Below are 26,760 nucleotides of genomic sequence, written 5' to 3'. Positions count from 1 at the left end.
CCACCCTTGGACTTCCAATATTTGGAAGCTAAAGTAATTCGTCGTGGCCGACTCAGTCAATTCCCTCGATCCCATCGCCGAAGCCCACCACCAGTGGAGCGCCCGCTGGCCCGAGCACGCCGACCGCATGGCCGCCGTCACCTCGGTCATGCGCGTCCAGCAGCTGCTGCTGAGCCGGATCGAGGCGGTCCTCAAGCCGCACGGCCTCACCTTCGCGGCGTACGAGGCCCTGCGGCTGCTCGCCTTCACCCGGTCGGGCGCCCTGCCCATGGGGAAGATGGGGGTCCGCCTGATGGTGCATCCGGCCTCGGTGACCAACGTGATCGGCCGGCTGGAGCAGCGCGGGCTCGTGCGGCGCAGCCCCTCCCCCGACGACCGCCGGATCGTGCTCGCCGAGATCACCCCCGCCGGGCGCGAGCTCGCGGAGGAGGCGACGGAGGCCCTCCACGAGGCGTCGTTCGGGCTTCCGGACGTGACCTCCGAGCAGGCCACCGGCCTCACCGCGGCCCTGCGCGCGGTCCGCGTCGCCGTGGGCGAGGTCGAGCCGCAGCCTGAGGATTCGCCTGCCTGAGGAGGCTGACGAGCCTGGCGGTCCTGAGGAGGCTGACAAGGCTAAGGAGGCTGATGGCTCAGCGTTCGCGCACCCAGGCGTCGATGAGATCGGCGACCTGGGGACGGGACTCACGGAAGTAGTGCTCGTCCTTGATGAACTCCAGGCTCTTGTCCTGGGCCGCCAGGGCTCCGTGGACGGCCTGGGCGTCGCTGCCGTACACGCACTCGTCCGCGGTCGCGTGGATCACCAGCGACGGGACGGTGATGCGCCGGAGGTGCGGCGCCGCGACGCACTGGGACGTGCGCAGGCTCCACATCGACAGCCAGGTGCGCAGCGTGCACAGCGCGCCGATGCCGAAGACACCGTAGTTGGCCTTGACAGGTTCGCCCTGGTAGCACCAGTTCGGCCTGCGGTCCGACGGCTCGATGGAGGGGTCGATCATGCGCAGGTCGGCCCAGGTGCGGTGGAGGTTGAAGAGCTGGTCGCGGGCGCGGGTGCCCTTGAGCGCGGCAAGGCGTTCGAGTGCCCAGTCGGTGATCCGCTCGTTGCGAGCGCGCTGTGCGGCGCGGTAGCGCTCCTGGAACCCGGCACTGTAGGGCGGGCCGTTCTCCGGATTGAACGGGTCGAGCGCCGGATCCACTGAGAGCGCGTCGGTCTCATCGGTGATCGAGGGGTCCATCCAGGCGGTGAGGACCTCGGGCCGGCCCGAGTGCGCGGCCAGGGCGACGAACAGGTCCCCGGCGGGCAGGTCCTCGATCGCGGGTACGGGCCGCATCCCGGCGACCGGCGTCACGTTCGGCTCGACCGCCTGGGACTGGTAGGCGGCCATGAGCGAGCCGCCCCCGGAGTTGCCGAGCAGCACCACGCGTTCGGCGCCGGCCTGCTCCCGGAGCCACCGCACGCCGACGCCGATCTCGGCCAGCGCGTGATCGAGCAGGAAGTACGCCTCCGCGCCGCGGAACCGGGTGTTCCAGCCGAGGAAGCCGTGCCCGCGTTCGGCCAGGTAGGAAGCGAGGTAATGCTCCGAGAAGTCGATGTTGTAGTGCGTGGCGATGAACGCGGTCCGCGGGGGCGCCCCCGCAGGCCGGTGATAGACGCCCTGGCACGGGTGGCCGCCCGCGCCCGCCCTGCCGATGAGCGGCGACGGCAAACCCACGAACTCCCTGACGACTCCGGTCATCCCGGCCTCCCAGCATCGAACCGAATTCTGTTCGAAGGCTAGCGCCGGCGCCGTGGCCGGCCCCGCCGGGCTCAGCGTTTGAGCGCCAGTCCGATGTGCACGCCGAGTTCCTCGTACAGGGCGAGGTCGGTGAGCGTGAAGGCCGGCCGGTCCGGCTTCCTGATCAGGAGAAGCACGCCGAGCTGACCGGCCGTCTCGTCGCGCAGCGCGACGCCGGCTGCGAACGCCGCGTTCAGCTCCTTGGGCACGGCGTGACCGTTGTGGCCCCCTCCGAGCACCCCTTCCTCCCACACCGGGATGTGCAGCATGGACTCACCGGTCTCGACGATGGTCCGCGCGACCGGGGAGCCGTCGGGATCCAGCCGCTCCAGGGCGCGGCAGGTCACCACGCCGTCCGGTTCATCCGGCGTGCCCACCGGACCGGCCACGACGGCCCTGCGGAGCACCCCTCCGCGGGCCAGGTCGATCACGGCGAAGTCGCAGCACTCGTCGGCCAGCAGAGCCACGGCGTCGCCCAGCAGGGCCGGCCCGGAGACCGCCGGCGCGCCGAGGAGGAGCCGGGTCATCCGCCCCATGATGTCGAGCCGGCGCAACTGGGCCGCCTCCGCCACGATGTCATGGTGGCTGGCCTGGCTCGCGAAGATGTCCAGCGTGATCAGGACGACCGGCCGCTCGTCGTCCAGGGAGATCCGCGCCAGCCGCAGTTCGAGGGGCGGCGTGCCGCAGTTCCGCGGACCCACCCGGCCGACGAGCGACCCCGGGCGGCCCTCGCGCAGCACGTCGGCGAGCTCGCAGCGGAACGTCGCCCGCCACGGCGACTCGACGAAGACCGCGAAGGGCTTGCCCACGGCGTGGACGGCGGTGACGCCGAGGAATTCGGCGCCCCGGCGGTTGAGCCCGCGGATCACACCGGAGTCGTCGAGCACGAAGGCGGGCGACGGCAATTCCTGGAACGCGCGGCTCATGAACTCCCGCTGCAGGTCGGTGTCGCCCTTGGAGTACGCCAGCCGTTCGATCTCCTCCGTGCAGACCCGGAGCTCCTCTTCGGCGTTCTCCAGCTCGATCAACGCCATTTCGAGCGTCGGCGCCGTCCGGGACGCGTTGATGCGCCTCGAGAAAGCGTCGAAGTCCTTCCGGATGGCCGTGAAATCCAAGTGTGAGGCCATCGCGCGCCCCTCCCACGAACAGCCGACCCTTCTCCGTATTCTGCCCGTCTTCCACTTCAGAGGAAGAGTGAGCCGGTCCGTATTTCCCCCGTTCAGTGGCCGCAGCGACACTCCCCGGCGTCGAACGGCCCGGGAGCAGGCCTCGCTGAGCCTCCCCCGCCCCGGGTATGTACCTTTGTGCCGGTCCTATGGTGATGATTCGGTCACAGTGTCGTGGCCGCGCCAGGGACGGGGAGGTACGGCGATGGGCGACCAGGCCGAGGACGTCACCTACGGCGGTTATCTGCGGCTCGACCGCTTGCTGTCGTGTCAGGAGCCGCGCACCGGCGCGCACGACGAGCTGCTGTTCGTGATCATCCATCAGGTCTACGAGCTGTGGTTCAAGCAGCTCCTGCACGAGGCGGCGCTGCTGCAACGGCGGCTGGAGGAGGACAACAGCGCGGGTGCGCTGCACACGGCCCGGCGGATCGCCAAGATCCTCAAGACGGTCGTCGGTCAGCTGGACGTCCTCGAGACGATGACGCCCCGCCAGTTCGCGTCGTTCCGGGACGCGCTGGGCTCCTCCAGCGGCTTCCAGTCCGCACAGTTCCGCGAGCTGGAGGCCGTGCTGGGGCGCCGCGAGTTCCCCGCGTCGGATCTGCGGGGCGACGAGCGGCTGCAGGCCGCCGTTTCGCGGCGTTCGCTGTTCGACTCGCTGCTGCGCTATCTGCGGCTCCAGGGCTTCGATGTGCCGGACGCCGCGCTCAGCCGGGACCCGCGCGCGCCGTGGCTGCCGGACGAGGACGTGCAGCGCGCGCTGCTCAAGGTCTACGCCGACGAGAACGGGCCGGCCGCCGAGGTGTGCGAGGCCCTGGTGGACGTGGACGAGGGCATCCAGGAGTGGCGCTACCGGCACGTCAAGATGGTGGAACGCACCATCGGGGCCAAGGTGGGCACGGGCGGCTCGGCGGGCGCCGACTACCTGCGCTCGACCCTGTTCAGACCCGCCTTCCCGGATCTCTGGGAGGTCCGCTCGCAGATCGAGGAGGCCCCCGTCCATGGCGCGTGAATCTGTGGCCCGGGATTTCCAGGCAGGTGACGGCGAGCGGGTCGCGATCGTCGGCGGCGGCCTCGCCGGATGCCTGCTGGCGACGTTGCTGGGCCGGCGCGGCATCGAGGTGACGCTGTACGAGCGCCGGCCCGATCCGCGGGTCGCCGGGCCGGAGCGCGGCCGGTCCATCAACCTCGCCATCTCGGCCCGCGGGCTGGCGGCCCTCGACGCCGTGGGGCTGCGCGACCAGGCCCTCAAGCGGGCACTCCCCATGCACGGGCGGATGGTCCACCCGCTCGGGGCAGGGCAGAACTTCCAGCCCTACAGCGCCGACGGCGAACGGGCGATCAACTCGATCAGCCGTGCCGAGCTCAACCAGGCGCTCCTGGACGCGGCGGAGGCCACGCCGGGCGTGACCGTGCGGTTCTCCCAGCGGGTCACGGGCGTCGACGTCGATGCCGGCCTGCTCCAGATGCAGGGCCCGGACGGGCCCGTGACCGAACACGCCGGCGTCGTGCTCGCCGGAGACGGCGCGTACAGCGCCGTGCGGCGGTCTCTGGCCTCCGACGGTGTTCTGGACGACCGCCAGGACTTCCTCGAGCACGGCTACAAGGAGCTGACCATCCCGCCGCGCGACGGCGACTTCGCGCTGGACCCGGACGCGCTGCACATCTGGCCGCGCGGGACCGCCATGATGATCGCGCTGCCGAACCTCGACCGCTCATTCACCTGCACGCTGTTCTGGCCGAAGACCGACTTCGAGGCCCTCGACACGGCCGCCAAGGTGCGGGCCCACTTCGAGACGCACTATCCCGACGCCGCCCGCCTGATGCCGGCGCTCACCGACGACTTCGCGCACAATCCGGTGGGCTCGCTGGTGACCGTCCGCTGCTGGCCCTGGGTGCGGTACGGGCAGGGCAGCGTCGTCGCGCTGCTCGGCGACGCAGCCCACGCGATCGTGCCGTTCTTCGGGCAGGGCGCCAACTGCGCGTTCGAGGACTGCATCGAGATCGACCGGCTGCTGAGCGAGACGGAGGGCGACTGGGCGCGCGCTCTCTCGCTCTACCAGGAGCGGCGCAAGGCCAACACCGACGCGATCGCCGAGATGGCCCTCGACAACTTCATCGAGATGCGCGACCGGGTGAGCTCCCCGGTCTACCGGCTGAAACAGGCCGCCCAGCACGCTATCGAACGACGCTCGGCGGGCCGCTACGTCTCCCGGTACGAGCTCGTCTCGTTCAGCACGATGCCGTACGCCCAGATCCCGCGGCGGATCCGGCGGCAGAACCAGGTGGTCGCGGCCGGTGTGCTCGCTGTCGCGCTGCTGGCCGGGCTCGCAACCCGGCGGCTGCGCCGCCGACGCCCATAGACCTTGACAGGAACACTGCCTGTGTTTGACCGAAGACGGTCAGGACTGTTGTCGGCGGGCGAAGGCGGGCGTAGGCAGGAGGGGAAACCGCCCCGAAGGCGCGGCAGTTGGAAGGAGCGAACATGGCCACGTACAAGACCCAGATCCAGTGGGGTGGCCCGAACGCCGACTGGCACGACGACGCCGATCTGATCATCACGATCAGGAACCGCGAGGCGGTCGTGCCCGCCGACCAGATGCCCGAGACCGGGACGCAGGTCTCGTGGGCGAGCCCGCGCGGCAACGCCCAGGTCACCTTCTATGACAACGGCGCCCGGTTCTCGGGCTCGGCGCAGTTCAAGGGTGAGGGACCGGTCGGCTACCGCGGCCAGGCCAAGGCATGACGCTCATGGGCATGACGCTCAAAGCCTGACGAGCAGGGTGTGACGTCGGCGGGCCTTCCCGTGCCCCCTGCGGGGAGGCCCGCCGACCCTGTGCCAGGGTTGGGGCGTGACCGAAGAATCCATCGACGAACTGCAGTGCTCGGCCAAGGGATGCCGCGCGGACGCCGTGTGGGCGCTGCGCTGGAACAACCCGAAGATCCATACGCCGGACCGGCGCAAGATCTGGCTGGCCTGCGACGACCACCGCGAGAGCCTGTCGGCGTTCCTGGACCGCCGCGACTTCCTGCGCGACGTCGTGCCGGTGGCGGAACGCGACCTGCCTGCCTGACGCCGCCTGCCTAGGCGCTGCCGCCCTCAGAGCCGGAGCCGGGCTTCCAGCCCTCGGCCATCGCGGTGAGCCGGGCGGCGCCGTCCCGCGCCGGAGTGCCGCGCCCGACCGCCAGGCCCAGCAGGTAGGCGGTGAGCGGGGCGCCCGGCCGCGCCACCCCGTGCGCGACGTCGCGGGCGAGGTCAAGGATCAGATCCCGGTCGACCTCGTCGCGGTCGATCCCGAGTTCGAGGCAGACCGCATCGATCCATTCCTCCAGCACCGTCATCCTCCCCCTTGGCGTACGTGCGATCTCCACTCTCGCACGATCAGGGGCCGGCGGGTCCGGCAAGGCGGTCGGCGTGTCCCAGCTCGCCGGGAGTGTCGCAGTCGTACCAGGGCGGCCGCTCCCCCGCCCGGACGGTCACCCTGACGGGGCCGAGCGGGCCCAGCAGGCCGCGCAGCGAGGCCCCCTCGTAGGCGTCGAGCGCCCTGCGCAGGCCCTCGGTCCGCCAGCACCCGGCGAGCCACTGCTCGCGTCCGCCGTCGTCCAGCAGCACGGCCCCGTCCGCGTTCGCGTCCCGCGCGGCCGCCAGCAACAAGGCCACATCGTCCGTACGCAGGAACGGGAGATCACCCGCGAGCAACGCCACCCACGGCGCGGAGACCTCGGACAGGCCCGCCCGCAACGCCGGGACCGGTCCGGCGCCGGGCGGCTCCTCCCGTACGAACACGGCGCGCTCGGGCTCCGGGCGCGGCGGGCCGACGATCACCAGCCGGCGGGCCGCCCCGGCCGCGTCCGCGACGCGGGCGATCAAGGCCCGTCCGCCGACCCGCTCGCCGGGCTTGTCCGCGCCGCCCATGCGCCGGGCCTGCCCGCCCGCGAGCACCACCGCGTCGAAAGGCTCCCCGTCGAAGGGCTCAGCCGTCGCCATTGCCCCGGGTGCCACCGGTCTCGCGCTCGTAGGCGCTGAGGTTCTGCTCGAGGGCCTTCATCAGCTCCCAGATCTGGCCCGGCGGGATCCGCACCCGCGCCACGACCCGGGCCGGCACGTGCACGAACCGCTCTCCGGACGCCGGGTCCTCCGAGACCTCGGGCGGCCGGGTCTCGGTCGCGAAGTCCAGCACGAAACAGTCCTGCGTGCGCCACACAGAGGCGAACCCTGCGTAGGCGCCGACCTCGTTCTCGGGCGGTACGGCGATCTCGACGCGATGTTCCAGTGGCTGGTCCGTCACCCTGCCATCGTCCCATGTGGAACGGGCAGCAATATCACTTGCGGGTTACCCGCCGATCGCCGACATGGGCCGGGCGGGCTGGAGGAACGACGGGTCGTCGATGCCGTGGCCCGCGCGCTTGGCCCAGACCGCCTTGCGCCAGCGGTCGGCGAGCTCGTCGTCGGAGGCGCCCGCCCGCATCGCGTCGCGCAGGTTGGACTCCTCGGTGGCGAACAGGCAGTTGCGGATCTGCCCGTCCGCGGTGAGCCGGACACGGTCGCAGGCACCGCAGAACGGCCGGGTGACCGAGCCGATGACGCCGACCGTGGCCGGCCCGCCGTCGACGTGGAACGACTCGGCGGGGGCGCTGCCGCGCTCCTCCGCCCCCTCGGGGGTCAGCTCGAACGCCTCGCCCAGCAGCGCCAGGATCTCGTCCGCGGTGATCATGTTGTCGCGGGTCCAGCCGTGCTGGGCGTCCAGCGGCATCTGCTCGATGAACCGCAGCCGGTAACCGTGTTCCAGGCAGAAGCGCAGCAGGTCGACCGCCTCATGATCGTTGATCCCGCGCATCAGCACGGCGTTGATCTTCACCGGGGTCAGCCCGGCGCCGGCGGCCGCCGCGAGCCCCTTGAGCACGTCGTCGAGCCTGTCACGGTGGGCCAGCCGTTTGAAGACCTCCCGGTCCAGCGTGTCGAGCGAGACGTTCACCCGGTCCAGGCCGGCGTCCGCCAACGGCGCGGCAAGCCGGTCCAGGCCGATCCCGTTGGTGGTCAGCGAGACCTGCGGCTGCGGCGTCAACTCGGCCGTACGCCGCACGATGTCGGCGATCCCGCGGCGCAGCAGGGGCTCCCCGCCCGTGTAGCGGACCTCGGTGATGCCCAGCTCCTCCACGCCCAGCCGGACCAGGCGTACCACCTCGTCGTCGGTGAGCAGTTCGGGCTTGGGCAGCCAGTCGAGCCCCTCAGGCGGCATGCAGTAGGTGCACCGCAGGTTGCACCGGTCTGTGAGAGAGACCCGCAGATCGGTCGCGGTACGGCCGAAGGTGTCGACCAGCACGGGCGCCCCTTTCCTGCTGCCTACGGCGGCCTGTCATCGGACCGCCGGTGATGTGGGTGGATTTCCCCAGCCTATTCCGGTAGTTGACGATCCGTCGCATCGCGAGAGACGGTATCGGGCACGCCAACGGCTCCGTCCTTTGGCGGATCGTACAAGCGTTCACTGCTCTGGACACGGGAGGCGTACGTGGCTACGGCACGACTGTGGGAGTTCGCCGGCGTCCGAGGGGCGATCACCGCCCATGCCTGGCACCGCGAGGACCCCCGCTACATCGCGATTCTCACCCACGGATACGGCGAGCACCTCGGCCGCTACGAGCACGTCGCCGAGACCCTGGTCCGGCACGGCGCCGTGGTCTGCGGCCCGGATCATCTGGGCCACGGCCGCTCCGCCGGGGAGCCGGTCCTGATCGAGGACTTCGCCGACGTCGTCGCCGACCTCCACACGGTCGTGGAATCGGCCCGCTCCGACCACCCGGACCTGCCCGTGGTCCTGATCGGCCACTCCATGGGCGGCATGATCGCCACTCGCTACGCCCAGCTCCACGGGCGGGACCTGACCGCCCTGGTCCTCTCCGGCCCGGTGCTCGGCCGCTGGGACGCCCTCAGCGCCCTGCTCGGCCTCGATGAGATCCCCGACATCCCCATCGACCCGGACACCCTGTCCCGCGACCCGGCGATCGGCAAGGCCTACACCGAAGATCCGCTCGTCTGGCACGGCCCGTTCAAGCGCGCCCTGTTGCTGGCGACCGACGCGTGCATGCGTCAGATCGGTGAGCACGGCTCGCTGGGCGACCTGCCCACCCTCTGGATCCACGGCGAGGACGACCAGCTCGTTCCCCTCGACGGCACCCGTACGGGCATCGAGCAGATCCGCGGCACCGACCTCACCGAGCGGATCTTCTTCGGGGCCCGGCACGAGGTCTTCAACGAGACCAACCGGGACGAGATCCTCAGCGAGGTGACCGCCTTCCTCGACCGCGCCCTGCCCGCCCGGTAGGCACGCGGCAGCTGCATTCCGGATATTTCGGATAGCTCCGGGCATTGCGAAACACGGGACAGAAGATCCTTTGTACGGTTACTGTCACCCTTCGTGTTGATTTGCCCGCCATATCGCGAGCATCCACCGGGAGCGACGATGAACGAAGCGAACCAGTCCGCCAGGGTCGCGGAAGTCGACTACATGGACCTCGTGGACGTCCACCCCGACGTTCACCGGGCGACCGAGCCCGACGAGGAGCAGGTGCTCCGGGATCTCTACGGGGAGCCGGACGAGGACGGGGTCTTCCGCGCCGACGGGGAGGACGCCTGATGGCCACGGCCGCCGCGATGATCGCCGAGGCCCGCAAATGGCTGGGCACCTCGGGCCGCCCGAACGCCCTCACCCGCGCGTACGCCTCCCGCCACGGCGACGGCTTCCTCCGCGCGCCGTGGTGCGACATCGCGGTGACCGAATGGGCCCGCCGCTCGGGCAACGCGAAGGCGGTGCTGCCCGCCGGAGACCGCGCGTACACGGTCTGGCACGCGCAGGACTTCCAGAAGATCAAGCGCTGGTACACCGGCACCGCCGCCAACATCGACAAGGCCAAGCCGGGCGACATCGTCTTCTTCGACTGGGGCTCCTCCAACAGCGTCGGCGCGATCGACCACGTCGGCATCGTCGAGAAGGTCCTCGGCGGCGGACGCGTCCAGACCATCGAAGGCAATACCAGCGACTCCTGCCGCCGCCGCGTCCGTTCCGCCTCCTCGATCGCCGGATACGGCCGCCCCGCCTACAGCCCCTCGTCAGGCGGCACAGCCCCCAACTGGACGGAGACCATGGTGAAGAAGCTCCCCACCCTCAAGCGCGGCGCCAAGGGCGAGGACGTCCAGTCGCTGCAGGGCCTCCTGCACGCTCGCAGCCACTCCGAGGTGAAGATCGACGGAGTGTTCGGCGCGTCGACCGAGAAGGCCGTCCGCGCCGTCCAGCGCTGGGGCGGCGTCCTGGACGACGGCGTCGTCGGCCCCTCCACCTGGCCAGTCCTGCTCCGCGTGCACAAGTAGGTCAGGGCCAGTCCCACACCGGGACCGTCCGCAGCGGATGCAGTTCCTCATCCGTCTCGGCGTGTGAGTTCTGCCTGGCGACCTGCGTGCCGAACTCGACATGGCTGCGCAGGGCCTCGCGGAACGGCGCGTCCGAGGGCAGGCCCGCCTCGTCCGCCGACGCCATGTAGAGGTCCACGAACCGCTGCCGCTGCTCCTCTGTGATCTTCAGCCCGCGGTGCACGTCGATCAGCGCGGGCATGCCGCCGTGCTCGCGGGTGAAGCGGTCCTCGCCGCCGAAGGCCTCGACCTCGAACGCCGTCAGGTGGGGGACGTGCTCTGCCTTGCCCTCGCCGAAGAGCGGCTTCAGCACCGGATCCGTCAGGCAGTGGCCGTAGAAGACGTCGACGAACCGGCGGAGGGCGTCCTCGCCCCCGGCATGATCCAAGATCGTAACCACGATTACGTGATTACAGGTCTGGCGAGAACGCCGTCAACGATCTGACCGGCACCGGTCGCGGTGCCGGTCAGATCCGCGATGGCGTCGTCGATCAGAGGCGCTCATCATGAGGCTCGATCCCCATCGGGAGGGAGCCCACCCCGTGCACAGATCACACCTGGCGACCGTCGGCCTCGCGGCCCTGGTCGCAGCGGCGCTCGCCCCCACCGCGCGCGCCGCACAAGCCCCGACCCAGCTGACCACCCCGTGGACCGACCAGGTATCCCCCTCCAACGCGCTCCCCGACTACCCCCGCCCCCAGCTCACCCGCGACCGCTGGCGCAACCTCAACGGGACGTGGCAGTTCGCCGAGGCGACTCCCGGCCAGGCGCCGCCCATCGGCACCAAGCTCGGCGAACGCGTCCTCGTCCCCTACCCGGTCGAATCCCTGCTGTCCGGCATCCGGCGGCACGTCGACCACATGTGGTATCGCCGCACGTTCACCGTGCCACCGTCCTGGCGCGGCGACCGCCTGCTCCTGCATTTCCAGGCCGTCGACTATCAGGCCGCCGTCTACGTGAACGGAACGCGCGTCGCCACCCACACCGGCGGCTACGACGCGTTCAGCGCCGACATCACCGGCGCGCTGCGCGGCACCGGTCCGCAGGAACTCATCGTCGGCGTCACCGACACCACCGACATCGACTCCCAGGCGGTGGGCAAACAGCGCAAACCCGGCGACGGCATCTTCTACACCCCCTCGTCCGGCATCTGGCAGACGGTCTGGATGGAGCCGGTCGCCCCCGCCCACGTTCAGCGGCTGGAAACAACGCCCGACCTGGCGTCCGGCACTCTCCGCCTCACCGCCCGCGCCACGGGCGGCAGTTCGGTCGAAGCGATCGCCTACGCCGGACGCCGCGAGGTGGGCCGCGTCTCCGGCGCCCCCGGGAAACAACTGCACGTGCCCGTCCCCCGAGCCCGGCTCTGGACGCCCGACGACCCGTACCTCTACACGCTGCGCGTCCGGCTGCGCGAGGGCGCCCGCGTCGTCGACGAGATCGGGTCGTACTTCGGGATGCGTTCGATCGCCAAGGGCCCGGGAACGGACGGCAAGGTCCGCATGCTGCTCAACGGCAAACCTGTGATGCACGTCGGCACGCTCGACCAGGGCTTCTGGCCCGACGGCCTCCACACCGCCCCGACCGACGCCGCCCTGCGCTTCGACCTCGACGCGCACAAGCGGCTCGGATTCAACATGGTGCGCAAGCACATCAAAGTCGAGCCCGACCGCTGGTACTACTGGGCCGACCGGCTCGGCCTGCTGGTCTGGCAGGACATGCCCGCCACGTTCGCCGGGCACGATCCGCCCGCCGCCGTCAAAACGCAGTACGAGACCGAGATGCGCGCGATGGTCGACCAGCTGCGCAACCATCCCTCGATCGTCATGTGGGTGCCGTTCAACGAAGGCTGGGGTGAATACGAGCCCCGCCGCATCGCCGACACCGTCAAGTCGTGGGACCCCAGCCGCCTGGTCAATGCCAACAGCGGCGTCAACTGCTGCGACTCGCTGCCCGACGGCGGCGAGGGCGACATCTACGACGATCACACCTACGTCGGCCCCGGCGCTCCCGCCCCCTCTACCCAACGCGCGGTCGTCGACGGCGAGTACGGCGGCCTCGGTCTCCGAGTGGACGGTCACATGTACGACCCCGAACGCGGCTTCGCCTACGAGATGACACCCGACTCGGCCACCCTCACCCGCCGCTTCACCGAACTCCAGGACCGCATGCTCACCGTAAAGCAACGCTGCGCCGTCTCAGGCTCGGTCTACACGCAGATCAGCGACGTCGAGAACGAGCTCAACGGCCTCTACACCTACGACCGCAGAGTCCTCAAGATGGACGCCGCCACCGTCCGCGCGGCCAACCGGAAACTCATCACCTCCACAGGCGGCGAGATCCCACCCCTCCTACCCGGCAGCCCGAACGCCGTCAGCGTCTACCCGTTCAACGAAGGCACCGGCTCAACGACCGAAGACACAGCCGGCGACCACGACGCCACCCTCATCAACGATCCGACCTGGACCACCGGCCACTCCGGCTCCGCCCTGCAGTTCAACGGCACCAACCAGTACGCCGACACAGGCGCGGCGATCCTCGACACCACCGGCAACTACACGGTCGCCGCATGGGTGAAGCTGGACCGCCTGGGCTCGTTCGCCACCGCCGTGAGTCAGGACGGCGGCACCAACAGCGCGTTCTTCCTCCAATACTCAGGGGCCGACAACCGCTTCGCGTTCAGCTTCGCCGGTCTCCGCGCCCTGGCACCCACCGCGCCCGAACCCAACCGCTGGTACCACCTGACCGGCGTCCGTGACGCCGCCAACGGCACGCTCACCCTCTACGTGGACGGCCAGAAGACCGCCACGGCCAGCGCCTGCCTGGGCGACCCGTCCACCGGCCACACCGTGATCGGGCGCGCCCAGTACGGCGGAAACGAGGTCGACTTCTGGCCCGGCACCCTGGACGAGATCCGCCTCTACGACCGCGCCCTCTCGCCCACCGAAGTAGAGATCCTCTACAAGTCCGCCAGATAAGGCCCCAGCAGAATCCCGATCCGTTCCACGTCGTCCGCCGGGGCCAGCGCGACCCTGGCGGGCGACCAGAACCAGGGCCCGCCTCCGGAGACGAGGAGCGCCGGTCAGAACATCCCGTTCTGGTTCAACGCCTCCTCCGGGATCTCCTGCAGCACGTCCCAGTGCTCGACAAGTTTTCCGTCCTCGAGCTTGAAGATGTCGATGATCGCTGTGCCGCGCTGTCCGGGCACGCGTACTGCGTGCACATGCGCGACAACGTGGTCGTCCTCGGCGACGAGACGTTGGACGGAGACACGCAGTGCCGGGTACGCGTCCTTGAGGTCGCGCAGGCGTGCCTGCAGACCGTCGACGCCATCGGCGATCAGCGGATTGTGCTGAATGTAGCGATCGCCGACGACCCTGGAGACGGCATCGAAGTCCTTGGCGTTGAACGCGGCCTCGTAGAAGTCCAGGACGGTCTGCTTGTTCGACGCGATCGTCGAGTCGGCGGACATGCGGCCTCCCTAACTGAACGGCTGTAGCGCTACGACTGTAGCGCTACAAATGTCGGGATACAATGCGCTCATGGACACCGCTGCGTCGACCGACCGCCGGCCGCGCGGCCGCAACCGGCGAGGCCAGGGCGAACGCCTGCGCGAGGACATCATCGAGGCGGCCACCAGGCTGCTCGACGAGCTTGGTGACGACCAGGCTCTGTCGATGCGCGCCGTAGCCCGTGAGGTGGGCAGCGCCGCAACGTCGGTCTATCTCCACTTCGCCGACCGTGACGCCCTCGTGCTCGCCGTCCTCAACCGCTGTCATGACCAGCTGACGCAGGCCGTCGACGACGCCGAAGCGGCATCGGACGATCCAGTGGCCCAGCTCCGCGCACGGACTCTCGTTCTCGGAGAGTGGGCGTACCAGCACCCAGGCCTGTACAAGGTGCTGCACGAGAGCTCTCTCAACCGCCGAACGGACATGCCGTTCAAGCAGCAGTTGGCCGACCGCACCACCGCCGCGGTCCAACGATGCATGGATGCCGGCCTCGCCCCGGCCGACGAGGCCGCCACTGTCGCACTCGATCTGCGAGCGGCCGTTCATGGAGCCGTCTCGATGCGCCTCCACCAGCCCGGCCATCCCTGGCCACCGCTAGAAGATCAAATCGCACGATTCCTCACCAAACTCATCGGAATCCGCTCATAGACCACAAAGGCCCCTGAGCCGGTCAGTGTCCTGACTTCCCGGTCACAGGGGCCCTTGTCAGCCCTTGATGCAGATGAGCTGGCGCAGGTGCGCCACGACCTCGACGAGGTCGGACTGCGCTTCGATCACCGTTTCCAGGTCCTTGTAGGCACCCGGGATCTCGTCGAGCACGCCGCCGTCCTTGCGGCACTCGACGCCCTTGGTCTGCTCCACCAGGTCCTCGACGGTGAACGACTTGCGCGCCTTGTTGCGGCTCATCTTGCGGCCCGCACCGTGCGACGCGGAGTTGAACGAATCCTCGTTGCCCAGGCCACGCACGATGTAGGTACCGGTCGCCATCGAGCCCGGGATGATCCCGAGGTCTCCCCTACCCGCGCGGATCGCGCCCTTGCGGGTGACCAGGAGTTCGACGCCGTCGTAGACCTCTTCCGCCACGTAGTTGTGGTGGCAGGAGATGACCTCGCCCCACCGGCAGTGCTTCTCGCCGAAGCGGCGCGTGATCACGTTCTGCGCGAGCGCGATCATGACCGCGCGGTTGCGCCGCGCGTACTCCTGCGCCCAGAACAGGTCCCGGCGGTACTCGTCCATCTTGCGCGTGCCGGTCAGGAAGACCGCAAGGTCCTTGTCCGGCAGGTCCTGGTTGTGCGGCAGCTTTCGAGCGGCCTCGACGTGGTGCTCCGCGAGCTCCTTGCCGATGTTCCGCGACCCGGAATGCAGAACGAGCCAGATCGCTCCCGAATTATCCGCACACAATTCAACAAAGTGATTTCCACCCCCCAAACTACCCATCTGGGCACGTGCTCGGCCAAAACGGGCACGCACTCCGGGGTGAAGGTCGTCGAAATCCTTCCAGAAGTCGTACCAGCCGCGTTCCTTGAGGCCGGGGAGCACCGAGGGGTCCACGGGCTCCTTGTGGGAGTAACGGCCGACCGGGATCGCCTTTTCGAGGCGGCTGCGCAGGCCCGCGAGGTCGTCGGGCATGTCGTCGACCGTGAGGCTCGACTTGACCGCGGTCATGCCGCAGCCGATGTCGACGCCCACCGCGGCTGGCGAGACCGCGTCACGCATCGCGATGACAGACCCAACGGTCGCACCCTTGCCGTAGTGCACGTCGGGCATGACCGCGAGGCCTTCGATCCAGGGCAGGCTCGACACGTTCTTGAGCTGGTCGAGCGCCTGGTCCTCAACGGTGGCCGGGTCAGTCCAGAGGCGGATTGGAACACGGCCGCCCTTGAGCGTCTGGTACGGCATCACCTGCTCCTCTCCGTTGCACGAGGGATCCGAACCGTGATCTATGACGCCAGAAACGGCATATTCGGTTCAACTCATTTTCCCTCGGCCGGGGGGACGGTGCGGGTTTCGCCGGTTCGGTGGGTGAGGCCTCGGGAGTCCAGGTGGTGGAGGAGGGCCATGGCCACGCGGCGGGTGGTGTTGAGGGCTTGGCGGGCCTGGCTGACGGTGAAGGGCTGCGGGAGGGTCTTGAGGATTCTGAGGGCCTCGTCGTCGGCGCCCGGGAGGAGGACGATGCCGTCGGGGAGGCGGAGGATGGCGCCGGTTCGTTCGGCCGCCGCCATGACGTGCGAGGTGAGGCCCAGGTCGGTGAGGCGGTCGGCGGTGGGGGCGTCGAAGGGCGCTGAGGCCAGGTCGGCGGTCAGGCGTTTGACGGCGTCGGCGACCTGGGGCGGGAGGCCTGTATCGGGGCCGTAGACGCGGCCTTCGACCAGGCGGAGGGGTGGGCGGACCAGGGAGGCGACCAGCTGGCGGGAGGGGAGGCCCAGGCGGAGGCGGAGGGCTTCGACGGGGATTCCCGGGGCCAGGGGGTGTGCGGCGGCGCGCTCGGCCAATTCCGCGGTGAGCTTGTGGTGGAGCTCCTCCCAGTACGCCGGGTCCGCCAGCCACTCCGAGCCGAGGGGGACGGCGTCCGGGGGCGGGGTGCAGCCCATGATGCTGAGGTCCTCACGGCGCAGGACACCGTGGCGGCGCAACACGAGCTTGCCGCCGGGGCGGTTGGGCCATGACGCGAGCTCGCGGGCGCGCGCGGCCCCCGCGCCGCGGCGGACGAGGGTGGGCGGGCGGACGTCCAGGATGCCCACCCCCGCGACGGCGCGGCGGCCGGGGTCGCGGAGGAGGGCGACGTCGCCGACGTGGAGGGGCAGGCGGGCGTTCAGGGTGAGGCGCGCGGTGTCGGGGCCGAGGGGGCGCAGGCGGACGGGCGTCGCGGACGAGCCGAGGTGAAGGATCATCTGGCGGGCGAGCCGGCCGGAGGGTTCCTCGGAGGAGACGCGCACGTCGATGCAGGTGGTGAACGTCCACTTGCCGGGGCTGACCAGGGCCATTCCACGCTCGACGCGGTCGCGGTCCACCCCGCGGAGGTTGAGGGCGACGCGGGCGACTCCGTGGACGGAGTCCTGGGGTTCCTTGGCCGATTCCAGTGCACGGACGCGGACACGTTCACCGGCGGGCATGAGGAGGAGCTCGTCTCCCACGGTGACGGTGCCTGCGGCGAGCGTGCCGGTGACGACGGTGCCGCTGCCGGCGATGGTGAACGCCCGGTCGATCCAGAGCCGTACGGGGGCTTCGGGGTCGGGCACCGGGAGGCGGGTCGCGAGGCGGTCGAGCGCGGAGGTCAGCTCGGGCAGCCCGGCGCCGGTGGTGGCGCTGACGGTGACCGCCTCACAGGCCCGCAGGGTCGTCTTGGCCAGGCGTTCGCGGGCTTGGCGCAGTGCGAGCTTGGGATCCGCCACGTCTGAACGGGTGATGACGAGCACTCCGTGGCTGACGCCGAGGGCGTCGATGGCCGCCAGATGCTCCTCTGTTTGAGGCATCCAGCCCTCGTCGGCGGCCACGGCCAGGAGGACCGCCGGGACGGGTCCGACCCCGGCGAGCATGGTGGTGACGAACTTCTCGTGGCCCGGGACGTCGACGAAGGCGAGTTGCTCCCCGGAGGGGAGGGTCGTCCACGCGAAGCCCAGGTCGAGGGTCAGGCCGCGGCGGCGTTCCTCGGCGAGCCGGTCGGGCTCCATGCCGGTGAGCGCGCGGACGAGGGTCGACTTGCCGTGGTCGACATGACCGGCGGTGGCGACGACCTGCATCAGACCTCTGCTTCCTTGGACGCGAGGACGGCGGCCTGAAGGGGGCCGTCGTCGGCGGGGCCGGTGGAACGAAGGTCGAGCAGGAGCCGGCCGTTCTCGATACGGCCGATGACCCTCCGGGCGCGAAGCGGGGCTTCGAACGTGGCGGGGAGCGAGATGGCGGCGCTGGGCAGGTCCACGCCGGGCGCGCCTCCGCCGCCGACCGTGGCGGTCGTGTCGGCTGCGAGGGCGTCGATGTCGTGGCCGGCCAGGTCCTTGGCGAGGCGTTCGGCGCGGGCACGCAGAGCCCGTACCGGGGTGTGGAGCATGCGGGAGGCGGGTGGGCGCGGCCCGCGGAGGGTGGCTTCGAGCGCGGCGAGCGTCAGCTTGTCGACCCTGAGCGCGCGGTAGAGCGGGTGGCGGCGGAGGTGGTTGACGAGGTCGCGTCTGCCGAGGATCAGGCCGCCTTGGGGTCCGCCGAGCAGCTTGTCGGCGCTGGCGGTGACCAGGTCGGCTCCGGCGTTGAGCATGGTGGTCGCGTCGGGTTCGTCTGGCAGCGCCTGGTCGGGCGTTAGAAGGCCGGAGCCGATGTCGACGACCAGGGGGACGTCGAGGGCGGCCAGGGCGTCGATCGGGGCGGCCGCGGTGAAGCCCTCGATCCGGAAGTTCGACGGGTGGACCTTGAGGATGAAGCCGGTGGCGGGCCCGATCGCGGCGGCGTAGTCGCCGGCCGTGGTGCGGTTGGTGGTGCCGACCTCACGGAGGCGGGCACCGGTCGCGGTGAGAAGGTCGGGCAGGCGGAAGCCATCACCGATCTCGACCATCTCGCCGCGGCTGATGATGATTTCGCGGTCCGCTGCCAGGGCCGTGGCGGCCAGGACGAGCGCGCCGGCGTTGTTGTTGACGACCTGGACCGCCTCGGCCGCGGGGCAGGCCTCGTGGAGGGCGGCCAGGGTGCCGCTGCCGCGCGGGCCGCGCCGGCCGGTGGCCAGGTCGTATTCGACGTCGGCGCAGCCTGCGGCGGCGGTGAGGGCCGCGCGGGCCGCGTCGGAGAGCGGAGCCCGGCCGAGGTTGGTGTGCAGCAGGACGCCGGTGGCGTTGATGACCGGCCGCAGCGTCGTCGCGTGCTCGGGCAGCTCCGCCAGCGCGGCCTCGGCGACCGCGCCGGGCGGGATCTCGCCGTCGCGGGCCCGCTGCTGGGCCGCACCGACCGCGGACTTCACGATCGCCCGGCCGAGCCGTCCGGCGGCGTCCGCCAGCCGGGGGTCGGCCATGACGACGTCGGTACGGGGAACCTGTCTCCGTGGGTCCACGCCAAGCCACCTTATGGACGCCGGGGCCTCCGGTGAAAGCCGATCGTGCTCACACTCTGAGATCAGCGCCCGAAACACGGAAAGTGTCACAGTAAGCGTCGTAGGCACTACTTAGGTGGACTATTTGGGGCTATGCCGAAATGGTCTTGTTCGGCCGCGTGCGCCACGAAATCGTCCACCATCCGGTGCACCAGCGCGGCGAGCAGACGGCGCTCCTCCCCCGACCATTCCGACAGCGCCTCGGCCATCCAGCGCCGCCCGACGGCGCGCAGGCACTCGACGGCGTCGCGGCCCGAATCGCGGAGACGGATCCGCTGGGCGCGCCGGTCGTCGGGATCGGGCACCCGCTCGACGTAGCCGGCCTTCTCCAGGCGTTGCAGCTGGCGGGTGACGTGCGGCGCCTCCACCGCCAGCCGGGTCGCCAGCTCTCCCGGGCGCATGGGCCCGTCCGCGTCCGCGAGCAGGCGCAGCAGCGGCACCGCGGCACGGTCGACCGGCACGCCCGCGGCGGCGACGGTCCGGTCGTGCTGCTTGGCGCGGGTGAGCAGATGGGAGATGCGGGTGAGGGCTCGCTCGATCTCCGCGATGTCTGCGGGAAGGTCCGCGGGAAGGTCCGCGGGAAGGTCCGCGGGAAGGTCCGCGGGAACGTCGTCGCGCGCCTGGCGTGAGGGCATGTGATCAAGCCTACTGTCTATTTACTTAACTTAAGTAAGTACAATCGCGATCATGTCGTCCGCTCCCCCTGCCGCGGCCTCCGTGCTCAACGGGCCCTCCGGCCAGACCGCGCACGCCGGGCTCACCCTCCTCGCACTGGCCACGGCTGGGGCCGTCGTGTCGGTGCAGCAGACCCTGGTCATCCCGCTGTTGCCGCGCCTCATGGCGCAGTTCGACGCGTCGGTCACCTCGGTCACGTGGGTGTTCACCGCCTCCCTGCTCGCCGGGGCGGTGGCCACGCCGCTGCTGTCGCGCTTCGGCGACATGTACGGCAAGAAGAAGATGATCCTCGTGGCGATGGGCCTGCTGCTGGCGGGCTCGGTCATCTGCGCGCTGTCGGGCTCGCTCGGCGTCCTCGTCGCGGGACGGGCGCTGCAGGGCACCTCGGCGGCGATGATCCCGCTGGCCATCGGGATGATCCGGGACACCTTCCCACCGGAGCGGGTGACCACCGCGATCGGGGTCGTCAGCGCCACCATGGGCGTGGGCGGGACGATCGGGATGATCGTCACCGGTCTCGTCGCCGACCGCGTGACCGGCCACCAGCCGATGTTCTGGATCGCGGCCGGCCTGGCCGGCGCCGGGCTGGTGCTGATCGCGTTCAGCGCGCCGGACGTCGGCGGGCGCACCGGCGGACGACCCGACCTGCTCGGCGCGGCGGTGCTCGCGGGCTGGCTGGTCTGCCTGCTGATGGGCATCAGCGAGGGCAACGCCTGGGGCTGGTCGTCGGCCGGGGTGCTGGGCCTGTTCGGGGGCGCGGCGGTCCTGTGCGCGCTGTGGGTGCTGGTCGAGCTCCGCGTACGGGAGCCGCTCGTCCGGCTGGGCCTGCTCATCGGGCCCAAGTCCCTGTCGGCCAACCTCGCCTCGATCCTGCTCGGCTTCTCGATGTTCGCCGCGTTCACGCTGATCTCCAACTTCGTCCAGTCCCCCAAGGACGAGGTCGGGTACGGCCTCAGCGGCTCGGTCCTGGACGTCGGCCTCTACATGCTGCCGAGCACCGTCACGATGCTGGTCTTCTCCGCGCTGGCCGGGCGCGTCGCGGCCCGCGTGGGCCCGGCGTTCACGCTGGCGACCGGCTCGTTCTTCGCCGGGCTCAGCTACCTGTGGCTGGCGCTGTCGAACGCGCACGGCTACGACATGCTCGCCTTCAGCGCGCTGCAGGGCGTCGGTTTCGGCATCGCGTACGCGGCGCTCGGCACGCTCGCCGTCCAGCACGTGCCTATGGACCAGAGCGGCATCGCCAGCGGGATCAACTCGCTGGTGCGCACCGCCGGCGGCAGCGTCGCGGGCGCCGTGACCGCGGCGGTCCTCAGCGGCCGCACGATCGCCGGAACGTCCGTCCCGACGCTCGGCGCCTACGAGCTGTGCTTCCTCATCGTCGCCGCCGGCGCGGCCCTGGCCGCCGCGGTCGCCGTCGTGCACGGCCTCCGCCACCGACCTCGGACCTCTTGACGAACCGGCCTCCGGCCCGACCCAATAGGGGGACGCCCCGAATGGGCAATTGGGGCTGCGGGACTCTGTGGAGAAGAGAAGCAGGGCACCTGAACCGGAGGTTGTCATGGGCGCCTACGCGGCCGCGTACGAACGCAGCATCGCCGACCCCACCCGGTTCTGGGGGCTCGCCGCGCGCGACATCCGGTGGCTGGTGCCGCCGGACCGCGTGCTCGACGACGGGGCGCCGCCGTTCTACCGCTGGTTCACCGGCGGTGAGCTCAACACCTGCGACAACGCGCTGGACCGGCACGTGGAGGACGGCCGCGGCGACCAGGCCGCGCTGATCTACGACAGCCCGGTCACCGGCACCGTCGCGACCTACACCTTCCGCCAGCTGACCGACCTGGTGGCGCGGTTCGCCGGCGCCCTGCGCGAGCTCGGCGTCGACCGCGGCGACCGAGTGGTCATCTACCTGCCGATGATCCCGGAGGCGGTCATCGCCATGCTCGCCTGCGCCCGGCTGGGCGCGGTGCATTCAGTGGTGTTCGGCGGGTTCGCGGCCAAGGAGCTGGCGGTACGGATCGACCATGCGCGGCCCAAGGTCGTGGTGTCGGCGTCCTGCGGCATCGAGGGCGGCCGGATCGTCGCGTACAAGCCGCTCCTGGACAAGGCGCTGGAGCTGGCCACGCACAAGGTCGACCGGTGCGTCGTCCGGCAGCGGCCGCAGCTGCACGCCGATCTGGTCCGGCCGCGCGACATCGACTGGGACGAGGCGGTCGCGCAGGCGGTGCCCGCGGACTGCGTCCCGGTCGCCGCCACCGACCCGCTCTACATCCTCTACACGTCGGGCACCACCGGCCGCCCGAAGGGCGTGGTCCGTGACAATGGCGGACACGCCGTGGCGCTGCGCTGGTCGATGGAGAACATCTACGGCGTCGGCCCCGGGGACGTGTTCTGGGCGGCCTCCGACGTCGGCTGGGTCGTCGGCCACTCCTACATCGTGTACGCGCCGCTGCTCACCGGCTGCGCGACCGTCCTGTACGAGGGCAAGCCCGTGGGCACGCCGGACGCCGGGGCCTTCTGGCGGGTCGCCTCGCAACACCGGGTCAAGGCGCTCTTCACCGCCCCCACCGCCATCCGGGCCGTCAAGAAGGAGGATCCGGACGGGGCGTTGCTCGCTGGGTACGACCTGTCGGCCATGGACACCCTCTTCCTGGCCGGAGAGCGGCTGGACCCCGACACCTACCACTGGGCGGCACGGGTGCTGGACAAGCCGGTCATCGACCACTGGTGGCAGACCGAGACCGGCTGGCCCATCGTGGCGAACCTGCGGGGCCTGGAGCCGATGCCGGTGAAGCCCGGCTCCCCCACCGTGGCGGTGCCCGGGTACGACGTCCGCGTGCTGGCGCCGGACGGCACCGGCGCCGCCCCCGGCACCGACGGCGACATCGTGGTCCGGCTGCCTCTGCCGCCGGGCACCCTGTCCACGTTGTGGCAGGACGACGAGCGCTTCGTCGAGTCCTACCTCACCCGCTACCCGGGTCACTACCTGACCGGCGACGGCGGCCGCGTGGACGAGGACGGCTACGTCTGGGTCATGGGCCGCACCGACGACGTCATCAACGTGGCGGGGCACCGGCTGTCCACCGGCACGATGGAAGAGGTCATCGCGGCCCACCCGGCGGTGGCCGAATGCGCCGTGATCGGCGTCCACGACGAGCTCAAGGGCCAGGTGCCCCGCGGCCTGGTCGTGCTCAAGAGCGGTGCCGAGGTCGACGGTGAGACCCTCCGCGGCGAACTGGTGGCGATGGTCCGCGAGCAGGTCGGACCGGTCGCCGCGCTCAAGGAGATCTCGGTCGTGCCGGCCCTGCCCAAGACCCGCTCGGGCAAGATCCTGCGCGGCGCGATGCGCGGCATCGCCGACGGCCAGGACGTGACGGCGCCGTCGACGATCGAGGACCCGGCCGTGCTCGACGAGCTCCGGCCCGTCCTGCGGCCACCGGGTCGGTAGCCGCCACCGGGTCGCGGTGGCCGCCACCGGGGTCGGTAACGGCCGCCGGGTCAGTAGTTCGCGGACTTCCTGGGCCAGAACGCCGCCACCAGGTAGACGCCGACCACCGCGAAGGCGATCTGGAAGATCGTCTCCCAGAAGTTCCAGCCGGAGGTCTTCAGGTCGAACAGGTGCGCGAGGCCCGTTCCGGCGAACGCGGCGATGATGCCGACGGCGACGGTGAGCCAGACGGGCATGCTCTGCTTGCCCGGCACGATCAGGCGCCCGATGGCGCCGATGATGGCCCCGAAGACAAGGGCGGTGATAATCCCCCCGATGGTCATTTCCGCTCCCTCGGTCGTGTGGTGACCGCCCCGCTCGACTGCGGAGCGCCACCGGGTGAATACCCAAGGTGGGGATCATTGACACGAACGGGGCGCACCGGGACCTGCCCGGCCGGTACGGCTAGCGCACCACGAGGGTGTGCCTGCCCCGCCCGACCAGCTCACCCACCACCGGTGCACCGGGGATCTCGCCCGCGACCAGGAGGCCGCCGGAGGTCTGCGCGTCGGCCAGCAGCAGCCGTTCGGCCTCGGCGATCCGGCCGAAGTCGGTATGCGGCGCGACCCAGGCGAGGTTGCGCCGGGAGCCTCCCGGGATGAAGCCGTCGCGCACCGCGTCGCGGGCGCCGTCCAGATAGGGCACGGCCGCCGCGTTCACCACGGCCGTGACACCGCTCGCGCGTGCCAGCTTGTAGAGGTGCCCGAGCAGGCCGAAGCCGGTGACGTCGGTGGCGCAGCGGATGTCGCGTTCCAGGGCGAGCCGGCTCGCCACGACGTTCAGCGTGGTCATGACATCGACGGCCTGGCCGAACACCTCTCCGGTGGCCTTGTGGCGGGCGTTCAGCACCCCGATGCCGAGCGGTTTGGTCAGCGACAGCGGCGTCCCCGGGCGGCCCGCGTCCAGCCGGAGCAACCGGCTGGGATCGGCGGTCCCGGTGACGGCGAGGCCGTACTTGGGCTCCGGGTCGTCGATGCTGTGGCCGCCCGCGATCGGGCAGCCCGCCGAAGCCGCGACGTCGCGGCCGCCGCGCAGCACCTCCTTGGCCACCTCCCACGGCAGCGCGTCCCGCGGCCAGCCCAGGAGGTTGATCGCCATGACGGGCTCGCCGCCCACGGCGTAGACGTCCGAGAGCGCGTTGGCCGCCGCGATGCGGCCCCAGTCGTAGGCGTCGTCGACCACCGGGGTGAAGAAGTCGGCGGTGGAGACGACCGCGCGGCCGCCCTCGATCCGGAGCACGGCGGCGTCGTCCCCGTCCGCCGCGCCCATCAGGAGGGCGTCCGGAACGGCCGCCCCGGAGAGCCCGGCGACGGCGTCCTCGAGCTCTCCCGGCGGGATCTTGCAGGCGCATCCCCCGCCGCGGGCGTACTGGGTCAGGCGAAGGCCGGCCGGCACGGAGTCCACAGCGGGAACCTATCCCACCACCCACCTAAATGATCAAGAAGCGGACCGTGCCGGTCCGGCTACGGACGGACCACTTCCGGCCGCGACCAGCACCGCCGCCCCCCACGCGAGGCCGGTGTCACCGCCGCGCGGACCCTTGCCCGAACCCCGTTCGGCATGATGCGATCCTGCTCTGCAAGTAACCAGTTACTTCCACCGAAGGGGCGCGCACATGGACGAGGCCGGGATCATCGAGGGACAGACGGTCTGCACCAGGCTGGCCGCCACCGCGCGAGAGCACTGCGATCTGCCCGCCTACTCCGATCGCGACGGCACCGGATGGCGGACGCTGAGCTGGGGCGAGACGCGGCGGCGGGCACTGGAGACGGCCGCCGGATTCGCCGCGCTGGGCCTGGAGCCCGGCGACGTCGTGGCGCTGATGATGCCCAACCGCTCCGAGCACGTCCTCGCCGATCTGGGGGCGATGCACGCCGGCGGCGTGCCGGCGACCGTCTACGCGACCCTGGCACCCGACCAGATCGGCTTCGTCGCGCGTGACTGCTCGGCCAAATACGCCGTCCTGGACGGCCAGGACCAGCTCGCCCGGTGGCTGCCGGTCCTGGACGAGCTGCCCGCGCTCCGCAAGGTCATCGTGGTGGACGCGGCGGCCTGCCCGGACGACGAGCGATTCGTGAGCTGGCAGGCGTTCACCGAGCTCGGCCGCGAGCGGCTGGCGGCCGACCCCGGGGACGTCGACCGCCGCTGGCAGGCGGTCTCGCCCTCCGGCACCGCGACCCTGCTCTACACCTCGGGCACGACCGGCGACCCCAAGGGTGTGATCATCACGCACTCGATGGCGTTGCACGAGTGCGTGATGGTCGAGCGCAGCTCGGTCCTGCCCGAGCGGAGCGTCGGCATCTCCTACCTGCCGTTCGCGCACATCGCCGACCGGGTGCTCAGCTACTACCTGCCGGTCGCACGCGGCTCGCACGTGTACTTCTGCCCGGACCCCGCACAGCTCACCACCGTGCTCCGCGAGGTCCGGCCGCACTCGTTCTTCGGCGTGCCCCGGGTCTGGGAGAAGATCATGGCGGGCGTCCAGGCGGTGCTGGCGGGCGAGCGGGACGAGGCGAAGAAGGCCGCGGTCCAGGGTGCGCTGGACGTCGGCCGCCGGTACGTGAGCAGCCTGGAGTACGGCAACACCACCCCGCCGGAGCTCGCCGCCGCGTTCGAGCGCGCCGACGCCGCCGTGCTCACCCCGATGCGCGCGCTGCTCGGTCTCGACCGGGTCGCCCAGGCCTCCAGCGCCGCCGCCCCGCTGCCCGAGGAGGTCGCGCGGTTCTTCGCCGGGCTCGGCCTCAAGATCTTCGACGCGTACGGCATGACCGAGACGACCGGGGCCGTCACGGCCAACCTCAGCGACTCGTTCAAGCTCGGCACGGTCGGCCGCGCGTTCGACGGCGTGGAACTGCGGCTGGCCGAGGACGGCGAGATCCTCGTGCGCGGCGCCACCTGCACCCCCGGCTACCTCAACCGGCCGGAGGCGACCGCCCAGCTGCTCGACGGGGACGGGTGGGTGCACACCGGCGACGTCGGCGTGCTGGACGAGGACGGCTTCCTCACGGTGGTCGACCGCAAGAAGGAGCTCATCATCACCGCGGGCGGCGAGAACATCGCCCCGTCGATGATCGAGAACATGCTCAAGGAGCATCCGCTGGTCGGCCAGGCGCTCGCGTACGGCGACCGGCGGCCCTACGTGGTCGCGCTGGTGACCCTGGACGGCGAGGTCGCGCCCGTCTGGGCGGCGGCGCACGGCGTCGACACGGCTGATCTGGCGGCTCTCGCCGAGCATCCGCTGGTCGTCGCGGAGGTCGCCCGGGCGGTCGAGGACGCCAACGCCCGCCTGGCCCGCGTCCAGCAGGTCAAGAAGTGGCGGCTGCTGCCGGCCGAATGGACCGCCGAGAGCGAGGAGCTGACGCCGACCCTCAAGCTCAAGCGCCGCGTCGTGCACGGCAAGTACGGCGACGCCATTGAGGATCTCTACAGGTAGGCGGCGTACGGTGGACTCATGAGAGGCCGGAAGCTGGCTTACGCGATCATGATGGGCACGTGCCTGACGCTGTTCGTGCTGGCCTGGTCGGTCGTCCGGCTGTTCTCACCGCCCGCGGCGATCGCGATGTCCGTCGTCGCGATGGTGATCCCGCCCTTCGCCGCCGTCGTCGCCAACTGGAACGTCGACCGGCACGGATGACGGTGCCCGCCCTTCGCGCCGCGGGGACATCGGGAGTACGGTCACGA

The 26,760-nt window shown here is 70.9% G+C and carries 28 protein-coding genes; 14 read left to right on the top strand and 14 right to left on the bottom strand.

The genetic code is table 11. From position 1 onward, the window contains the following. The first annotated feature begins 43 nt into the window (after window positions 1–43). Entirely contained in the window at window positions 44–571 is a 528-nt protein-coding gene (locus F8566_RS14215) for a MarR family transcriptional regulator (RefSeq protein WP_151560684.1), read from the top strand. A gap of 58 nt (window positions 572–629) precedes the next feature. On the opposite strand, the gene F8566_RS14210 is transcribed toward F8566_RS14215, so the two are convergent. Continuing rightward, the gene (locus F8566_RS14210; protein WP_151560683.1) at window positions 630–1,733 is read right to left on the bottom strand and encodes an alpha/beta hydrolase; all 1,104 of its coding nucleotides are present in this window, start codon (window positions 1,731–1,733) and stop codon (window positions 630–632) included. A gap of 71 nt (window positions 1,734–1,804) precedes the next feature. Continuing rightward, complete coding sequence (locus F8566_RS14205) at window positions 1,805–2,899, bottom strand: PAS domain-containing protein (RefSeq protein WP_151560682.1); 1,095 nt, start codon at window positions 2,897–2,899, stop codon at window positions 1,805–1,807. Window positions 2,900–3,143: 244 nt separating this feature from the next. Here F8566_RS14205 and F8566_RS14200 point away from each other — a divergent pair, with 244 nt between their 5' ends. From F8566_RS14200 to F8566_RS14185, 4 genes are all read left to right on the top strand, one after another. Further along, complete coding sequence (locus F8566_RS14200) at window positions 3,144–3,947, top strand: tryptophan 2,3-dioxygenase (protein ID WP_151560681.1); 804 nt, start codon at window positions 3,144–3,146, stop codon at window positions 3,945–3,947. Beyond that, window positions 3,937–5,298 (top strand): FAD-dependent oxidoreductase, encoded by a 1,362-nt coding sequence (locus F8566_RS14195; RefSeq protein ID WP_151560680.1) that lies wholly within the window; start codon window positions 3,937–3,939, stop codon window positions 5,296–5,298. The genes F8566_RS14200 and F8566_RS14195 overlap by 11 nt, the downstream gene beginning before the upstream one ends. A 122-nt stretch (window positions 5,299–5,420) precedes the next feature. Further along, window positions 5,421–5,681, top strand: coding sequence for a hypothetical protein (locus tag F8566_RS14190; RefSeq protein WP_151560679.1), 261 nt, complete (start codon window positions 5,421–5,423; stop codon window positions 5,679–5,681). Window positions 5,682–5,787: 106 nt separating this feature from the next. Next, window positions 5,788–6,009 carry a hypothetical protein gene (locus F8566_RS14185; RefSeq protein WP_225993164.1) on the top strand — a complete coding sequence of 74 codons (222 nt, stop codon included), beginning with the start codon at window positions 5,788–5,790 and terminating at the stop codon, window positions 6,007–6,009. 10 nt (window positions 6,010–6,019) lie between these two features. Here F8566_RS14185 and F8566_RS14180 read toward each other — a convergent pair whose 3' ends face one another. Genes F8566_RS14180 through moaA form a run of 4 tightly spaced genes read right to left on the bottom strand, consistent with a single transcriptional unit; the run spans window position 6,020 to window position 8,259 of the window. Continuing rightward, on the bottom strand, window positions 6,020–6,277 hold the full coding sequence (locus F8566_RS14180) for a DUF6457 domain-containing protein (protein ID WP_151560677.1): 258 nt from the start codon (window positions 6,275–6,277) through the stop codon (window positions 6,020–6,022). 40 nt (window positions 6,278–6,317) lie between these two features. Beyond that, the gene (gene mobA / locus F8566_RS14175) at window positions 6,318–6,923 is read right to left on the bottom strand and encodes a molybdenum cofactor guanylyltransferase (RefSeq protein WP_151560676.1); all 606 of its coding nucleotides are present in this window, start codon (window positions 6,921–6,923) and stop codon (window positions 6,318–6,320) included. Continuing rightward, a complete protein-coding gene (locus tag F8566_RS14170) occupies window positions 6,910–7,224 on the bottom strand; it encodes a DUF3467 domain-containing protein (RefSeq protein ID WP_151560675.1) in 315 nt (104 codons plus the stop codon). Before F8566_RS14170 ends, mobA begins: the two co-directional genes overlap by 14 nt. 45 nt (window positions 7,225–7,269) lie before the next feature. After that, the gene (moaA, locus tag F8566_RS14165; RefSeq protein WP_151560674.1) at window positions 7,270–8,259 is read right to left on the bottom strand and encodes a GTP 3',8-cyclase MoaA; all 990 of its coding nucleotides are present in this window, start codon (window positions 8,257–8,259) and stop codon (window positions 7,270–7,272) included. Between the two features lie 186 nt (window positions 8,260–8,445). Between moaA and F8566_RS14160 the strand changes: the two genes are divergently transcribed. The 3 genes from F8566_RS14160 to F8566_RS14155 all read left to right on the top strand — a co-directional run bounded on the left by F8566_RS14160 (window position 8,446) and on the right by F8566_RS14155 (window position 10,301). Beyond that, window positions 8,446–9,258 (top strand): alpha/beta hydrolase, encoded by an 813-nt coding sequence (locus F8566_RS14160; protein WP_151560673.1) that lies wholly within the window; start codon window positions 8,446–8,448, stop codon window positions 9,256–9,258. 138 nt (window positions 9,259–9,396) lie between these two features. Continuing rightward, window positions 9,397–9,570, top strand: a complete 174-nt coding sequence (locus tag F8566_RS49845) for a hypothetical protein (RefSeq protein ID WP_192809676.1) — start codon at window positions 9,397–9,399, stop codon at window positions 9,568–9,570. Then, complete coding sequence (locus F8566_RS14155) at window positions 9,570–10,301, top strand: peptidoglycan-binding protein (RefSeq protein WP_151560672.1); 732 nt, start codon at window positions 9,570–9,572, stop codon at window positions 10,299–10,301. The genes F8566_RS49845 and F8566_RS14155 overlap by 1 nt, the downstream gene beginning before the upstream one ends. A gap of 1 nt (window position 10,302) precedes the next feature. On the opposite strand, the gene F8566_RS14150 is transcribed toward F8566_RS14155, so the two are convergent. Further along, on the bottom strand, window positions 10,303–10,740 hold the full coding sequence (locus F8566_RS14150) for a group II truncated hemoglobin (protein ID WP_151560671.1): 438 nt from the start codon (window positions 10,738–10,740) through the stop codon (window positions 10,303–10,305). A gap of 142 nt (window positions 10,741–10,882) precedes the next feature. On the opposite strand from F8566_RS14150, the gene F8566_RS14145 reads away from it, so the two are divergent. Then, window positions 10,883–13,315 carry a LamG-like jellyroll fold domain-containing protein gene (locus tag F8566_RS14145; protein ID WP_225993163.1) on the top strand — a complete coding sequence of 811 codons (2,433 nt, stop codon included), beginning with the start codon at window positions 10,883–10,885 and terminating at the stop codon, window positions 13,313–13,315. 104 nt (window positions 13,316–13,419) lie between these two features. Here F8566_RS14145 and F8566_RS14140 read toward each other — a convergent pair whose 3' ends face one another. Next, on the bottom strand, window positions 13,420–13,809 hold the full coding sequence (locus tag F8566_RS14140; protein WP_151560669.1) for a nuclear transport factor 2 family protein: 390 nt from the start codon (window positions 13,807–13,809) through the stop codon (window positions 13,420–13,422). Between the two features lie 70 nt (window positions 13,810–13,879). Between F8566_RS14140 and F8566_RS14135 the strand changes: the two genes are divergently transcribed. After that, window positions 13,880–14,497: a TetR/AcrR family transcriptional regulator gene (locus F8566_RS14135; protein WP_151560668.1), complete on the top strand. Its 618-nt coding sequence runs from the start codon at window positions 13,880–13,882 to the stop codon at window positions 14,495–14,497. Between the two features lie 57 nt (window positions 14,498–14,554). Here F8566_RS14135 and F8566_RS14130 read toward each other — a convergent pair whose 3' ends face one another. From F8566_RS14130 to F8566_RS14115, 4 genes are all read right to left on the bottom strand, one after another. After that, complete coding sequence (locus tag F8566_RS14130) at window positions 14,555–15,748, bottom strand: RtcB family protein (protein WP_151560667.1); 1,194 nt, start codon at window positions 15,746–15,748, stop codon at window positions 14,555–14,557. A gap of 74 nt (window positions 15,749–15,822) precedes the next feature. Further along, on the bottom strand, window positions 15,823–17,589 hold the full coding sequence (selB, locus tag F8566_RS14125; protein ID WP_151560666.1) for a selenocysteine-specific translation elongation factor: 1,767 nt from the start codon (window positions 17,587–17,589) through the stop codon (window positions 15,823–15,825). Further along, window positions 17,589–18,881 (bottom strand): L-seryl-tRNA(Sec) selenium transferase, encoded by a 1,293-nt coding sequence (gene selA, locus F8566_RS14120; RefSeq protein WP_225993162.1) that lies wholly within the window; start codon window positions 18,879–18,881, stop codon window positions 17,589–17,591. Before selA ends, selB begins: the two co-directional genes overlap by 1 nt. Before the next feature lie 107 nt (window positions 18,882–18,988). After that, window positions 18,989–19,555 (bottom strand): MarR family winged helix-turn-helix transcriptional regulator, encoded by a 567-nt coding sequence (locus F8566_RS14115; RefSeq protein WP_151560665.1) that lies wholly within the window; start codon window positions 19,553–19,555, stop codon window positions 18,989–18,991. Between the two features lie 52 nt (window positions 19,556–19,607). On the opposite strand from F8566_RS14115, the gene F8566_RS14110 reads away from it, so the two are divergent. Both F8566_RS14110 and F8566_RS14105 read left to right on the top strand, forming a co-directional pair. Continuing rightward, window positions 19,608–21,047: an MFS transporter gene (locus tag F8566_RS14110; RefSeq protein ID WP_151560664.1), complete on the top strand. Its 1,440-nt coding sequence runs from the start codon at window positions 19,608–19,610 to the stop codon at window positions 21,045–21,047. A gap of 106 nt (window positions 21,048–21,153) precedes the next feature. Further along, a complete protein-coding gene (locus F8566_RS14105; protein ID WP_151560663.1) occupies window positions 21,154–23,040 on the top strand; it encodes a propionyl-CoA synthetase in 1,887 nt (628 codons plus the stop codon). Window positions 23,041–23,090: 50 nt separating this feature from the next. On the opposite strand, the gene F8566_RS14100 is transcribed toward F8566_RS14105, so the two are convergent. Both F8566_RS14100 and selD read right to left on the bottom strand, forming a co-directional pair. Continuing rightward, complete coding sequence (locus F8566_RS14100) at window positions 23,091–23,363, bottom strand: GlsB/YeaQ/YmgE family stress response membrane protein (RefSeq protein ID WP_151560662.1); 273 nt, start codon at window positions 23,361–23,363, stop codon at window positions 23,091–23,093. A gap of 121 nt (window positions 23,364–23,484) precedes the next feature. Next, a complete protein-coding gene (selD, locus tag F8566_RS14095; RefSeq protein WP_151560947.1) occupies window positions 23,485–24,474 on the bottom strand; it encodes a selenide, water dikinase SelD in 990 nt (329 codons plus the stop codon). A 220-nt stretch (window positions 24,475–24,694) separates the two neighbouring features. Between selD and F8566_RS14090 the strand changes: the two genes are divergently transcribed. Together F8566_RS14090 and F8566_RS14085 are read left to right on the top strand one after the other, a co-directional pair. Further along, a complete protein-coding gene (locus tag F8566_RS14090) occupies window positions 24,695–26,512 on the top strand; it encodes an AMP-dependent synthetase/ligase (protein ID WP_151560661.1) in 1,818 nt (605 codons plus the stop codon). 18 nt (window positions 26,513–26,530) lie between these two features. Then, window positions 26,531–26,713, top strand: coding sequence for a DUF3099 domain-containing protein (locus tag F8566_RS14085; protein ID WP_151560660.1), 183 nt, complete (start codon window positions 26,531–26,533; stop codon window positions 26,711–26,713). Window positions 26,714–26,760: the final 47 nt, after the last annotated feature.

The organism is Actinomadura rudentiformis, from assembly GCF_008923185.1.
Classification (GTDB): domain Bacteria; phylum Actinomycetota; class Actinomycetes; order Streptosporangiales; family Streptosporangiaceae; genus Spirillospora; species Spirillospora rudentiformis.
This window is presented reverse-complemented; position numbering and strand designations above follow the sequence as displayed.

What these genes read in the sequence shown, in the direction of transcription:
- F8566_RS14210 (WP_151560683.1), bottom strand. Translation starts at nt 1,733, where the DNA reads ATGACCGGAGTCGTCAGGGAGTTCGTGGGTTTGCCGTCGCCGCTCATC.
- F8566_RS14205 (WP_151560682.1), bottom strand. Translation starts at nt 2,899, where the DNA reads ATGGCCTCACACTTGGATTTCACGGCCATCCGGAAGGACTTCGACGCT.
- F8566_RS14200 (WP_151560681.1), top strand. Translation starts at nt 3,144, where the DNA reads ATGGGCGACCAGGCCGAGGACGTCACCTACGGCGGTTATCTGCGGCTC.
- F8566_RS14195 (WP_151560680.1), top strand. Translation starts at nt 3,937, where the DNA reads ATGGCGCGTGAATCTGTGGCCCGGGATTTCCAGGCAGGTGACGGCGAG.
- F8566_RS14190 (WP_151560679.1), top strand. Translation starts at nt 5,421, where the DNA reads ATGGCCACGTACAAGACCCAGATCCAGTGGGGTGGCCCGAACGCCGAC.
- F8566_RS14180 (WP_151560677.1), bottom strand. Translation starts at nt 6,277, where the DNA reads ATGACGGTGCTGGAGGAATGGATCGATGCGGTCTGCCTCGAACTCGGG.
- mobA (WP_151560676.1), bottom strand. Translation starts at nt 6,923, where the DNA reads ATGGCGACGGCTGAGCCCTTCGACGGGGAGCCTTTCGACGCGGTGGTG.
- F8566_RS49845 (WP_192809676.1), top strand. Translation starts at nt 9,397, where the DNA reads ATGAACGAAGCGAACCAGTCCGCCAGGGTCGCGGAAGTCGACTACATG.
- F8566_RS14155 (WP_151560672.1), top strand. Translation starts at nt 9,570, where the DNA reads ATGGCCACGGCCGCCGCGATGATCGCCGAGGCCCGCAAATGGCTGGGC.
- F8566_RS14140 (WP_151560669.1), bottom strand. Translation starts at nt 13,809, where the DNA reads ATGTCCGCCGACTCGACGATCGCGTCGAACAAGCAGACCGTCCTGGAC.
- F8566_RS14135 (WP_151560668.1), top strand. Translation starts at nt 13,880, where the DNA reads ATGGACACCGCTGCGTCGACCGACCGCCGGCCGCGCGGCCGCAACCGG.
- F8566_RS14130 (WP_151560667.1), bottom strand. Translation starts at nt 15,748, where the DNA reads ATGCCGTACCAGACGCTCAAGGGCGGCCGTGTTCCAATCCGCCTCTGG.
- selB (WP_151560666.1), bottom strand. Translation starts at nt 17,589, where the DNA reads ATGCAGGTCGTCGCCACCGCCGGTCATGTCGACCACGGCAAGTCGACC.
- F8566_RS14115 (WP_151560665.1), bottom strand. Translation starts at nt 19,555, where the DNA reads ATGCCCTCACGCCAGGCGCGCGACGACGTTCCCGCGGACCTTCCCGCG.
- F8566_RS14110 (WP_151560664.1), top strand. Translation starts at nt 19,608, where the DNA reads ATGTCGTCCGCTCCCCCTGCCGCGGCCTCCGTGCTCAACGGGCCCTCC.
- F8566_RS14105 (WP_151560663.1), top strand. Translation starts at nt 21,154, where the DNA reads ATGGGCGCCTACGCGGCCGCGTACGAACGCAGCATCGCCGACCCCACC.
- F8566_RS14100 (WP_151560662.1), bottom strand. Translation starts at nt 23,363, where the DNA reads ATGACCATCGGGGGGATTATCACCGCCCTTGTCTTCGGGGCCATCATC.
- F8566_RS14090 (WP_151560661.1), top strand. Translation starts at nt 24,695, where the DNA reads ATGGACGAGGCCGGGATCATCGAGGGACAGACGGTCTGCACCAGGCTG.
- F8566_RS14085 (WP_151560660.1), top strand. Translation starts at nt 26,531, where the DNA reads ATGAGAGGCCGGAAGCTGGCTTACGCGATCATGATGGGCACGTGCCTG.